The organism is Streptomyces roseofulvus (genome assembly GCF_039534915.1).
Taxonomy (GTDB): domain Bacteria; phylum Actinomycetota; class Actinomycetes; order Streptomycetales; family Streptomycetaceae; genus Streptomyces; species Streptomyces roseofulvus.
Map to the genome: position 1 here is coordinate 5,966,137 of NZ_BAAAWE010000001.1, position 12,734 is coordinate 5,978,870.

The 12,734-nt window shown below is 74.4% G+C and carries 8 protein-coding genes; 7 read left to right on the forward strand and 1 reads right to left on the reverse strand.

The features are described 5' to 3' along the window. Window positions 1-67 precede the first annotated feature (67 nt). From dapF to hflX, 4 genes are all read left to right on the forward strand, one after another. Window positions 68-943 (forward strand): diaminopimelate epimerase, encoded by an 876-nt coding sequence (dapF, locus tag ABFY03_RS27635; protein ID WP_319008772.1) that lies wholly within the window; start codon window positions 68-70, stop codon window positions 941-943. A gap of 229 nt (window positions 944-1,172) precedes the next feature. Continuing rightward, entirely contained in the window at window positions 1,173-3,317 is a 2,145-nt protein-coding gene (locus ABFY03_RS27640) for a RelA/SpoT family protein (protein WP_346171055.1), read from the forward strand. Window positions 3,318-3,679: 362 nt separating this feature from the next. Then, window positions 3,680-5,221, forward strand: a complete 1,542-nt coding sequence (locus tag ABFY03_RS27645; protein WP_346171056.1) for a M1 family metallopeptidase — start codon at window positions 3,680-3,682, stop codon at window positions 5,219-5,221. 144 nt (window positions 5,222-5,365) lie between these two features. Next, window positions 5,366-6,859, forward strand: a complete 1,494-nt coding sequence (hflX, locus tag ABFY03_RS27650) for a GTPase HflX (protein ID WP_319008775.1) — start codon at window positions 5,366-5,368, stop codon at window positions 6,857-6,859. An 81-nt stretch (window positions 6,860-6,940) separates the two neighbouring features. Here hflX and ABFY03_RS27655 read toward each other — a convergent pair whose 3' ends face one another. Then, window positions 6,941-8,116 (reverse strand): trypsin-like serine peptidase, encoded by a 1,176-nt coding sequence (locus ABFY03_RS27655; RefSeq protein ID WP_319008776.1) that lies wholly within the window; start codon window positions 8,114-8,116, stop codon window positions 6,941-6,943. Window positions 8,117-8,444: 328 nt separating this feature from the next. On the opposite strand from ABFY03_RS27655, the gene ABFY03_RS27660 reads away from it, so the two are divergent. The 3 genes from ABFY03_RS27660 (at window position 8,445) to ABFY03_RS27670 (ending at window position 12,705) form a co-directional block, all read left to right on the forward strand. Next, window positions 8,445-10,004, forward strand: coding sequence for a diaminobutyrate--2-oxoglutarate transaminase family protein (locus ABFY03_RS27660; protein ID WP_428838196.1), 1,560 nt, complete (start codon window positions 8,445-8,447; stop codon window positions 10,002-10,004). 38 nt (window positions 10,005-10,042) lie between these two features. Further along, window positions 10,043-11,920 (forward strand): IucA/IucC family protein, encoded by a 1,878-nt coding sequence (locus tag ABFY03_RS27665; protein WP_346171057.1) that lies wholly within the window; start codon window positions 10,043-10,045, stop codon window positions 11,918-11,920. A gap of 98 nt (window positions 11,921-12,018) precedes the next feature. Continuing rightward, window positions 12,019-12,705 (forward strand): GNAT family N-acetyltransferase, encoded by a 687-nt coding sequence (locus tag ABFY03_RS27670; RefSeq protein ID WP_346171058.1) that lies wholly within the window; start codon window positions 12,019-12,021, stop codon window positions 12,703-12,705. Window positions 12,706-12,734 lie beyond the last annotated feature (29 nt).

Sequence of the window (12,734 nt, forward strand, 5' to 3'; positions counted from 1 at the left end):
GGCCCCTTCCGGCCCGCCCTGTGGACAACCGGAACGGCTGTCGGGGCGGCACCGTACAGTTGATCTCGTGACCAGCACGCAGACCACCCCGCTCCGCTATCTCAAGGGCCACGGCACCGAGAACGACTTCGTGATCGTCCCCGACGCGGAGAACGAGATCGACCTGCCCCCCGCGCTCGTCGCCCGGCTCTGCGACCGCCGCGCCGGTCTCGGCGGCGACGGCGTGCTGCACGTCGTGCGCAGCGCCGCCCACCCCGAGGCCCGCGCCATGGCCGACGAGGCCGAGTGGTTCATGGACTACCGGAACGCGGACGGCTCGGTCGCCGAGATGTGCGGCAACGGGGTCCGGGTCTTCGCCCGCTACCTGGAGCACGCCGGTCACGTCACGGCCGGCGAGGTCGCCGTCGCCACCCGCGGCGGGGTCAAGCGCGTCCACCTCGACAAGGACGGCTCCGTCACCGTCTCCATGGGCCGGGCCGTCCTCTCCGACGAGGGCGTCACGGTCGCCGTCGACGGGCGCAGCTGGCCCGCGCGGAACGTGAACATGGGCAATCCGCACGCCGTCGCCTTCGTCGAGGACCTCGCGCACGCGGGCACGCTGTACGACGAGCCGCCGTACGAGCCCGCCTCCGTCTACCCGGACGGGGTCAACATCGAGTTCGTCGCCGACCGGGGCCCGCGCCACGTCGCCATGCGGGTCCACGAGCGCGGCGCCGCCGAGACCCGCTCCTGCGGCACCGGCGCCTGCGCCGTCGCCGTCGCCGCCGCCCGCCGCGACGGCGCGGACCCGGCCGAGACCGGCGCCCCCGTCACGTACACCGTCGACGTCCTCGGCGGCACCCTCGTCATCACCGAGCACCCCGACGGGGAGATCGAGATGACCGGACCGGCCGTCATCGTCGCCGAGGGCACCCTTGAGCCCTCCTGGCTCGCCCAAGGCTGAGAGCGGGCCCGGGGCGGGCGCTCCCCGGGCGCGTCCAGGGCCCCCGGCGGGCCTCTCCGGAGGGCGTAATCGAAACAGTCAACGACTCTCGTGTCGCTCGAATGGGTGATCCGATTCACGCTGGGCGAGAGCGTGACTGCGCCACGTGGTGGGGTCGGTAGCATCAAGCACCGGCCCCCCGGGCTCTCCCCGCCCGTCCACCGCCGGTCGACGTCGCCGGAGGTGCCCCATGAGCGCAGAGGCCACGAACCCCGTGAGCGCGGCCGAGGCCGCAGCCACCGACACGGGCGTCCGCAGGCGCGGACGCGCCCGGCTGGATCTGCGGAGGCTCGGCCGGGCCGCCCTGCTCGGCGCCACCGCGGGCCCCGCCCCGCGCGACCGGCTGCCCGACGCCATCAGCCACGTCGCCGAGGCGCACAGGGCCCACCATCCCGAGGCCGACCTGTCGGTGCTGCGCCGGGCGTACGTGCTCGCCGAGACCTCGCACCGGGGACAGTTCCGCAAGAGCGGCGAGCCGTACATCACGCATCCGCTCGCCGTCACCCTGATCCTCGCCGAACTCGGCGCGGAGACCGTCACCCTGACCGCCTCCCTCCTCCACGACACCGTCGAGGACACCGAGGTGACGCTGGATCAGGTGCGCCGGGAGTTCGGCGACGAGGTCGCGTACCTCGTCGACGGCGTCACCAAGGTGGAGAAGATCGACTACGGGGCCGCCGCCGAGCCCGAGACCTTCCGCAAGATGCTCGTCGCCACCGGCAACGACGTCCGGGTCATGTCGATCAAACTCGCCGACCGGCTCCACAACATGCGCACCCTCGGCGTGATGCGGCCCGAGAAACAGGCCCGCATCGCCAAGGTCACCCGCGACGTGCTCATCCCGCTCGCCGAACGGCTCGGCGTCCAGGCCCTCAAGACCGAACTGGAGGACCTGGTCTTCGCCATCCTCCACCCCGAGGAGTACGAGGCCACCCGCGCGCTCATCGCCGACGCCACCGGCTCCGGCTCCCCGGACGCGCTCGCCGCCGTCGCCGACCAGGTCGCCGCCGTCCTGCGCGAGGCGGACATCGCCGCCGAAGTCCTCGTCCGGCCGCGCCACTTCGTCTCCGTCCACCGCGTCCGGCTCAAGCGCGGCGACCTGCGCGGCTGCGACTTCGGGCGGCTCCTCGTCCTCGTCGCCGAGGACGCCGACTGCTACGCGGTCCTCGGCGAGCTCCACACCTGCTTCACCCCGCTGATCTCGGAGTTCAAGGACTTCATCGCGGCCCCCAAGTTCAACCTGTACCAGTCGCTGCACACCGCGATCGCCGCCCCCGACGGAGGCGTCGCCGAGGTCCTCATCCGCACCCACCGCATGCACAAGGTCGCCGAGGCCGGGGTCGTCGCCCTCGGCAGCCCGCACGGCACCGCGCCCGACCCCGTCGAGCCCGCCGAAGGTCCCGAGCCCGCCGAGGACGGCGAGCGGACCGACCCCACCCGGCCCGGCTGGCTCGCCCGCCTCCTCGACTGGCAGGAGTCCGCCCCCGACCCCGACACCTTCTGGAGCTCGCTCCGCGCCGACCTCGCCGAGGACCACGAGATCACCGTCTTCCGGGCCGACGGCGGCACACTGGGCCTGCCCGCCGGCGCCACCTGCGTCGACGCCGCCTACGCCCAGCACGGCGAGGCCGCCCACGCCTGCCTCGGCGCCCGGGTCAACGGCCGGCTCACCCCCCTGAGCACCGTCCTCTCCGACGGCGACACCGTGCAGCTGCTCCTCGCCCAGGACGCCGGCTCCGGGCCCTCCCCGGCCTGGCTGGACCACGCCCGCACCCCCGCCGCCCGGATCGCGATCACCCGCTGGCTCCAGGCCCACCCGGAGGCCGCCCACCAGCCCGCCGCCGCCCCCCGCCCGCCGCTGAGCGTCGCCGCCGACCGCAGCTCCGGCGCGGAGCTCCACGCCGACCTCGACGGCGGCCCGCCGGCCCCGGTCCGCCCGGCCGGCTGCTGCACCCCCGTACCGCCCGACGCGATCACCGGCTTCCGGGTCCGGGGCGGCTCCGTCACCGCCCACCGCACCGGCTGTCCCGCCGTGGACGTCATGCGGCGGCTCGGCCGGACCTCCGTTCCCGTCCGCTGGGGCGAGGCCGCCCACTGCCGGGTCACCCTGGTCGCCGAATCGTTCGGCCGGCCGGGTCTGCTCGCCGACCTCACCGAGGCCATCGCCACCGCCGGCGCCGAGGTCGTCTCCGCCACCGTCGAGCCACCGAGCGAGCAGCGCGTCCGCCACACGTACACCCTCCAGCTCGCCGACGCCGCCGAGCTCCCCCAGCTGATGCGGGCCATGCGCGACGTCCCCGGCGTCTACGACGTGGGCCGCACACACCGGCTCTGAGACGCGGGCCGGGACGAAGCACGCGCGCGTGCGTGCGGGCGCGGGGCGCGCAGGGCGGCGCCGTGGGGCGCGGCGCGGGTGAGGGGCGCCGGGAAGGGGGGGCGGAGGAGAGGCGTGCCCGCACGCGCCCGTGCGGACGAGCCGGCGGCGGCGCGGGGCGCGCAGGGCGGCGCGGTGGGGCGCGGCGCGGGTGAGGGGCGCCGGGAAGGGGCGCGGAGGAGCGGGGTGCGGGCACGCGCGCGTGCGGGCGGCGCGGGGACGGCCGGGGCGCGCCCGGCGGGCGCGGGGGCGCGTGACTCCTTCGGGTGGCGGGTGCGCGCGTCGGCGCTGGGCGCGGGGCGGGGCACTGGTAGCCCTGGCCCATGCCGCTCACTTCCCGGCCCCTCCGCCCGGCCCCCACCACCGACGTCACCCCGCCCGCCGCCCCGCCCCTGGGCGTCTCCGCGCGGCCGGCCCGCCGGCCCTGGCGCCGGGCCGCCGTCCTCGTCGCCGCCTCCGCCGGCCTCATCGCCGCCGCCCTGCCCGCCCCGGCCCCGCTCGGCATCGGCGACCCGCTCTTCCCGCACCTCGGCAACCCCGGCTACGACGTCCTCGCCTACGACATCGCCCTCACCTACTCCGGGGTGAACACCGAGCCGCTCACCGCCGTCACCCGCGTCGACGCCCTCGCCACCGCCGACCTCGACCGGCTCCACCTCGACTTCACCCACGGCACGGTCTCCGCCGTCACCGTCGACGACCTGCCCGCCGCGTACGAGACCAGCGGCGAGGACCTCGTCATCACCCCCGCCGTCCCGATCGACGCCGGAGAACCCGTCACCGTCACCGTCCACCACACCAGCGACCCGCGCGGCCCCGCCGAGAACGGCGGCTGGGTCCGCACCTCCGACGGCCTCGCCATGGCCAACCAGGCCGACGCCGCCCACCGCGTCTTCCCCTCCAACGACCACCCCTCCGACAAGGCCGCCTTCACCTTCCGGATCACCGCCCCGCGCGAGCTGACCGCCGTCGCCAACGGCCTGCCCGCCGGCCGCGCCGACCACGGCGCCACCACGACCTGGACCTACCGCCACCACCACCCGATGGCCACCGAACTCGCCCAGGTCTCCATCGGCCGCTCCACCGTCCTGCACCGCACCGGCCCGCACGGCCTCCCCGTCCGGGACGTGATCCGCACCCAGGACCGCGAGACGCTGGAGCCCTGGCTGCGCCGCACCCCCGGCCACCTGGAGTGGATGGAGGGCAAGGTCGGCCCGTACCCCTTCGAGACCTACGGCGTGCTGGTCGCCGACGCCACCACCGGCTTCGAGCTGGAGACCCAGACCCTCTCCCTCTTCGAACGGCGGCTCTTCACCGACCCCCGCTTCCCCGAGTGGTACGTCGACGCGGTCATGGTCCACGAGCTCGCCCACCACTGGTTCGGCGACAGCGTCTCGCCGCGCGCCTGGTCCGACCTGTGGCTCAACGAGGGACACGCCAGCTGGTACGAGGCGCTGTACGCCGACGAGAAGGCCGGCAAGTCCCTGGAGAAGCGCATGAAGGCCGCGTACGCCGCCTCCGACGGCTGGCGCGCCGCCGGGGGACCGCCCGCGGCCCCCCGCCCGCCCGCCCCCGGCGCCAAGATCAGCCTCTTCCGCCCCGTCGTGTACGACGGCAGCGCGCTCGTCCTCTACGCCCTCCGGCACGAGATCGGCACCGAGGCCTTCGACCGCCTGCAGCGGCGCTGGGTCGCCGACCACCGGGACGGCGTCGCCTCCACCGCCGACTTCAGGGCCCTCGCGGAACAGGTCTCCGGACGGGAGCTCGACGCCTTCTTCACCGCCTGGCTCTACGGCGAGAAGACCCCGCCGATGCCCGGCCACCCGGACTGGCGCAGCCTCCCACCGGCGGACGCGAAGCACTGAGGAAACCCGGGTGACGGGCGCCCGGCGGCCGTGTCACCATTTTCAGGTCGGCGACGCGGCCGGCCGGCGGATCCCGCGAGGGAATCTTCCGGAGCCGCCGCACGTTGTACCCGACACCATCGTTCCAACCGACGTAAGGATCCAATGACCTCCTCTTCTTCCCCTTCCCAGGACGAGCAGAGCTTCGCGCAGTCGCGCCGCACCGAGAGCCTTCGGGCCGATGCCCTGATGGAAGAGGACGTCGCCTGGAGCCACGAGATCGACGGAGAGCGGGACGGCGAGCAGTTCGACCGCTCCGAGCGCGCGGCGCTCCGCCGCGTCGCCGGCCTCTCCACCGAGCTCGAGGACGTCACCGAGGTCGAGTACCGGCAGCTGCGCCTGGAGCGCGTCGTGCTCGTCGGCGTCTGGACCTCGGGGACCGTGCAGGACGCCGAGAACTCCCTCGCGGAGCTCGCGGCCCTCGCCGAGACGGCGGGCGCCCTCGTCCTCGACGGCGTGATCCAGCGCCGCGACAAGCCCGACCCGGCCACCTTCATCGGTTCCGGCAAGGCCCAGGAGCTGCGGGACATCGTCATCGAGACCGGTGCCGACACCGTCGTCTGCGACGGCGAGCTCAGCCCCGGCCAGCTCATCGCCCTCGAAGACGTCGTCAAGGTCAAGGTGGTCGACCGGACCGCCCTGATCCTCGACATCTTCGCCCAGCACGCCAAGTCCCGAGAGGGCAAGGCGCAGGTCGCCCTCGCGCAGATGCAGTACATGCTGCCGCGCCTGCGCGGCTGGGGTCAGTCGCTCTCCCGGCAGATGGGTGGCGGCGGCGGTGGCGGCATGGCCACCCGTGGTCCCGGTGAGACCAAGATCGAGACCGACCGGCGCCGCATCCGCGAGAAGATGGCGAAGATGCGCCGGGAGATCGCGGAGATGAAGACCGGGCGCGACGTCAAGCGGCAGGAGCGGCGCCGCAACAAGGTGCCGTCCGTCGCCATCGCCGGCTACACCAACGCCGGCAAGTCCTCCCTGCTCAACCGCCTCACGGGCGCCGGCGTCCTGGTGGAGAACGCGCTGTTCGCCACCCTGGACCCGACCGTCCGCCGGGCCGAGACGCCGTCCGGCCGGGTCTACACCCTGGCCGACACCGTCGGCTTCGTCCGGCACCTGCCGCACCACCTGGTCGAGGCGTTCCGCTCCACCATGGAGGAGGTCGCCGACGCCGACCTCATCCTGCACGTGGTGGACGGCTCGCACCCCGCCCCGGAGGAGCAGCTGGCCGCCGTGCGCGAGGTCTTCCGCGACGTCGGCGCGGTGAACGTGCCGGAGATCGTGATCGTCAACAAGGCCGACGCGGCCGACCCGCTGGTCCTCCAGCGACTGCTCCGCGTCGAGAAGCACTCCATGGCCGTCTCCGCCCGCTCGGGCGCCGGCATCGAGGAACTGCTCGCCCTGATCGACCGCGAGCTGCCCCGTCCGGAGGTGGAGATCGAGGTCCTCCTGCCCTACACGCAGGGCGGTCTCGTCTCCCGCGTCCACGCCGAGGGCGAGATGCTCTCCGAGGAGCACACCCCGGAGGGCACCCTGCTCAAGGCCCGGGTGCACGAGGAGCTGGCGGCGGCGCTCGCGCCGTACGTCCCCGCCGCGCACTGAGCACGACCCGTACACGGCGCCGGCCCCCTCCCGATCACGGGAGGGGGCCGGCGCCGTTCGCACGCGCTCACGCGCGCCTGCCTACTGGCCGGCGTACTTCTTGCTGACCTCGTCGAAGATGGCCTTGGCCTCGGGACCCAGTCGGGGACCCGCCAGCCAGCCGGCCGTCGACGGGCCGATCGAGGTGTTCGACACCAGCGCCGGCTGCCCGTCCTGGCCCTGGGCGACCCAGCCGCCGCCGGACGAACCGGCCGTCATCGTGCAGCCGATGCGGTACATCGTCGGCTGCTCCGCCTTCAGCGACAGCCGGCCCGGCTTGTCGGCGCACTGGAACATCTTCTGGCCGTCGAACGGCGGCGCCGCCGGGTAGCCGGTCGCGGTCATCGACGCGATCTTCGGCACCGCCGGGGCGTTGAACTCGACCGGCAGGGCCGTGCCGACGGTCTCCTCCAGCGACTTGCCGGACGCGCCCTTCTCCGGGGTCACCTGGATGACCGCGAAGTCGTACGGGGCGCCCGCGCCGCCGGTGGACGCGCCCTGCGCGATCCACTCGTCGGAGGTCTTCACCCAGTCCGCCCACCACACGCCGTACGGGGCGATCTGCTCACGCGACGCCTTCTCCAGCGCCGAGGTCTCCATCGCGGCGTCGTTGTAGGACGGGACGAAGGCGATGTTCCGGTACCAGCCGCCCTCCTTGCCCTTGTGGACGCAGTGGCCGGCGGTCCACACCAGGTTGGACTTGCCCGGGTGGGCCGGGTCCTTCACCACGGTCGCCGAGCAGACCATGGAACCGTCGGGCCCGTCGAAGAAGACCTTGCCGGAGGCGGGCGAGTTGTCGTGGTACTTCGCCTGCACCGGCTTCGCCTTCACCGGGTCGGGCGTCGGGTCGGTGACACCCTCGTCGCCCGAGATGTCCTCCTCCTCGACCGGCCGCTCGGGACGCTCGGCGTCCCGCATACGGTCCGGGTCCCAGAGGTCCTCGATGATCGGGTTGACGAAGTCCTTCGCCTCACGAAGCCACTTGTCCTTGTCCCAGTTCCGCCACTCGCCCTGGCGCCACTTGTCGATGTCGATCCCGTGGTCCTTCAGCCGCTGCTTCAGGTCCTCCGGAATCTTGATCTTGTCGACCGGGTTCTCGTTCACCGGCGCACTGGGCTTGTCTCCCGCGTTCTCCTCGGTAGGGCCGCAGGCCGTCGTCGTGAGCGTCAGCGCCGCGACGGCGGACGCCGCCATCAGCAGCGGACGAATCGATCGCATCTCGTGATCCCCCTGGGACTACATCTACTGGTGCATGTCTGAGCGTTCGGTCGCACCCGTGTCGGACGGACACGGGAACGACGGCCCCCACTATGCCGGTGCCGGAGGGGACGGTACGCGCCCCGGCGCCGGTTCCCGAGCCGGTACGGCCGTTGTCATGCCGTGATCCGCGCCACGCCAAGGATCTTCCCTCCGGCCCGTGTTCCCCGGCAGTTCCCGTCGTTGGTACGGACGGGGGACACAACGGCGGCGCCCGGAGCGGCCATTGGCCACGGTCCGGCGGTCCCCGATGTGCAACGCAACTGTTATCGCGGGAGGACACCGAGCCGTGGCCGTGACCGAATCAGCTCCAGCCACCGCACCCACCCGTCCCCCGGTCCCCGAGCCCGACGCGACCGAGGCAGAGATCGCGGCGGAGCGCACCGGAGACCGGGAGCCTGCCGAGCCGGCCGAGCCGGCCGAGCAGGCCGGGAAGCCGGCAGGGAAGCCCGCGGCAGCGACCCGGCGCGGCTACGGCACGGTGGCCGGGGGCGGTTACGAGGCCATCCTGCGGCGGCAGGCCCAACGCGAGTCCAGCGCCCGCACCTACGCCCGCTCGCTGCCGATCGTCCCGGTCCGCGCCCGCGGCCTGACCATCGAGGGCGCCGACGGCCGCCGCTACCTCGACTGCCTCTCCGGCGCCGGCACCCTCGCGCTCGGCCACAACCACCCGGTCGTGCTCGAAGCCATCCACCGGGTCCTCGACTCCGGGGCGCCGCTCCACGTGCTCGACCTCGCGACCCCGGTCAAGGACGCCTTCACCTCCGAGCTGTTCGCCACCCTCCCCCCGGAACTCGCCGCCGACGCCCGCGTCCAGTTCTGCGGCCCCGCCGGCACGGACGCCGTGGAGGCCGCCCTGAAACTGGTCCGCACCGCCACCGGCCGGCGCGGCCTGTTCGCCTTCACCGGCGCCTATCACGGCATGACCGCCGGCGCCCTCGCCGTCTCCGGCGGCGCCGAGGACGTCCGCGTCACCCGGCTCCCGTACCCCCAGTCGTACCGCTGCCCCTTCGGCGTCGGCGGCGAGCGCGGCGCCGAACTCTCCGCCCGCTGGACCGAGACGCTCCTCGACGACCCCAAGAGCGGCGTCGCCGCCCCGGCCGGGCTGATCGTCGAGGCCGTCCAGGGCGAAGGGGGCGTCCTCCCCGCCCCCGACGCCTGGATGCGCCGCGTCCGGAGCATCACCGCCCGGCACTCCATCCCCCTCGTCGTCGACGAGGTCCAGACCGGCGTCGGCCGCACCGGCGCCTTCTGGGCCGTCGAACACAGCGGCGTCGTCCCGGACGTGATGGTCCTCTCCAAAGCCATCGGCGGCTCCCTCCCCCTCGCCGTCATCGTGTACCGCTCCGGACTCGACGCCTGGGAGCCCGGCGCCCACGCCGGCACCTTCCGCGGCAACCAGCTCGCCATGGCCGCCGGCACCGCCACCCTCACGTACGTCCGCGAGAACCGGCTCGCCGAACGGGCCGCCACCCTCGGCGCCCGGATGCTCGGCCGGCTCCAGGGCCTCCAGGCCGCCCACCCCTGCGTCGGCGACGTCCGCGGCCGCGGCCTCATGATCGGCGTCGAGCTCGTCGACCCCGAGGCCGCCGCACCCGACGATCCCGTCCCGCCCGCCGCCCCGGCCCTCGCCCGGGCCGTCCGGCGCGAGTGCCTCGCCCGCGGGCTCATCGTCGAACTCGGCGGCCGCCACTCCGCCGTCGTACGCCTCCTTCCCCCGCTCACCCTCACCGACGAGCAGGCCACCGCCGTCCTGGACCGCTTCGCGGACGCCCTCGCCGCCGCCGAGCGGGCCCACCGTCCCGGGCCGCCCGCCCCCCACCGGACCGCCCCCGGACCGTCCCACTGACCCGGACCGCCCCCGGCCCCCTCTCCAAGGAATCCCGCGTGAACGCCACCCCCACCTCCCAGGTGCCCGAGACCGAGACCCACCCCGACACCGAGGAGCACACGGTCCCGCGCCAGCACATCGGCCCCGCCCCCCTCCGGCCGTCCCGCCCCGGCGCCGACCCGGTCACCGGCCCGCGGCCGCCCGCCGCCCCCACGGCCGACCCGCTCGACGACCCCGACCCCCAGCGGGCCGCCGACGCCGCCGCCCTCGAGAACCTCCTCCGCTGCTGGGTCCGGGAGAAGAACCTCCCCGCCCCCGAGACGTCCACCCTCCGCGTCCCCCTCGACGCCAGCGGCACCGCCCTCCTCGTCCCCGTCCGCTACTGGTCTCCCACCGGCTGGCACCGCTTCGGCACCCCCACCCTGGAGGGCCTCCCCTCCACGGCCCCGGCCGTGGACGCCGTCACCCTCGCCGCCCTCCTCAGCCGCGAGACCGGCCGCCCCGAGGCCACCGAACTCGTCGGCCGCGTCGCCGACTCCGCCCGCCGCACCGCCGACTTCCTCGATGCCCGCCGCCGCGACCCCCGGCCCCGCCCCGACGCCGACCTCTTCCTCGCCGCCGAACAGTCCCTCCTCCTCGGCCACCCGCTCCACCCCACCCCCAAGAGCCGCGAAGGACTCTCCGAGGCCGAGGCCCGTCTCTACTCGCCCGAACTCCACGGCTCCTTCCCCCTCCACTGGTTCGCCGTCGACCGCTCCCTCCTCGCCTCCGACTCCGCCTGGACGGAACAGGGCCGCGCCGTCACCGCCGAACAGCTCACCGCCGGCCTCGCCGAAGGGCTCGCCCACCCGGCCGGCACCGCCCCCCTGCCCCTGCACCCCTGGCAGGCCCGCGAACTCCTGCACCGCCCCGACATCCGCGTCCTCCTCGACCGGGGCCTCCTCCACGACCTCGGCCCGCACGGCAGCCACTGGCACCCCACCTCCTCCGTCCGCACCGTCCACCGCCCCGGCGCCCGCGCCATGCTCAAGCTCTCCCTCGGCCTGCGCATCACCAACTCCCGCCGCGAGAACCTGCGCAAGGAGCTCCACCGCGGCGTCGAGGTCCACCGCCTCCTGCGGACCGGCCTGGTCGACGAGTGGCAGGCCGCCCACCCCGGCTTCGACATCGTCCGCGACCCCGCCTGGCTCGCCGTCGACGCCCCCGACGGCACCCCCGTCCCCGGCCTCGACCTGATGATCCGGCACAACCCCTTCGGCCCCGGCGACGACGCCGTCTGCCTCGCGGCCCTCACCGCACCCCGCCCCTGGCCCGGAAGCACCGGCATGAGCTCCCGGCTCGCCGACCTCATCGGCCGCCTCGCCGCCCGCACCGGCCGACCGGTCGCCGCCGTCTCCGCCGAGTGGTTCCTCCGCTACCTGGACCAGGTCGTCCGCCCCGTCCTCTGGCTCGACGGCCACGCCGGCATCGCCCTGGAAGCCCACCAGCAGAACACCCTCGTCCTCCTGGACCCCGACGGCTGGCCCGCCGGCGGCCGCTATCGCGACAACCAGGGCTACTACTTCCGCGAGTCCCACCGGGCCGAGCTGGAGGCCCGCCTCCCCGGCATCGGCGCCCACAGCGACACCTTCGTCTCCGACCAGGTCACGGACGAGCGCTTCGCCTACTACCTCGGCATCAACAACGTCCTCGGCCTGGTCGGCGCCTTCGGCGCCCAGCACCTCGCCGACGAGCGGATCCTGCTCGCCGCCTTCCGCTCCTTCCTCACCTCCGCCACCGGTCTCGGCTCCCCGCTTCCGCACCGCCTCCTCGAAGCGGCCACCCTCCGCAGCAAGGCCAACCTCCTCACCCGTCTCCACGGCCTCGACGAACTCGTCGGCCCCGTCGACACCCAGTCCGTCTACGTCACCATCACCAACCCCCTCCGCTCCTGAGCCCCGGGCGGCCCACCCCCGGCCGCCCGCGGCCCGCACCCGCCCGCGCGTCCCTCCACCACCCACCGAAGGGACGCCCGACCCCGGAAGACCCACCCATGTCCTTACATCCGGACCACAGACACGAAGCCGGCACCACGGCCACCGCGTCGGGCACCCACGGCACGGACATCACCACCGACACGGACACCGCCCCGGCCGGCCGACCCGGCGGCGACCTGCTCGACTCGGTCGCCTCCTGGGCACCGGCGGACACCCCCTTCGGCGCCTTCCGCCTCGTGCCCGTCCGCCCGGCCCAGGACCTGTCCCTGATCACCCGGTGGATGAACGACCCCGCCGTCGCCGCCTTCTGGCAGCTCGCGGGACCCGCGTTCCTCACCGCGCGCCACATCTGCGCCCAGCTCGAAGGCGACGGCCGCAGCGTCCCCTGCCTCGGCGTGCTCGACTCCACCCCGATGAGCTACTTCGAGCTCTACCGAGCCGATCTCGACCCGCTCGCCCGCGCCTACCCGGCCCGTCCGGACGACACGGGCGTCCATCTCCTCCTCGGAGGCGCCGCCGACCGAGGCCGAGGCATCGGCACCGCGCTCCTGCGCGCGGTCGCCGATCTCGTCCTCGCCCACCGTCCCCGCTGCACCCGCGTCGTCGCCGAACCCGACATCCGCAACACCCCCTCCGTCTCGGCCTTCCTCAGCGCAGGCTTCCGCTACGCCGCGGAAATCGACCTGCCCGACAAACGAGCCGCGCTCATGATCCGCGACCGCTCCATCCGTCACGCTCTGTGACCACTCTCTGTCCTTGATACACCGCTCGA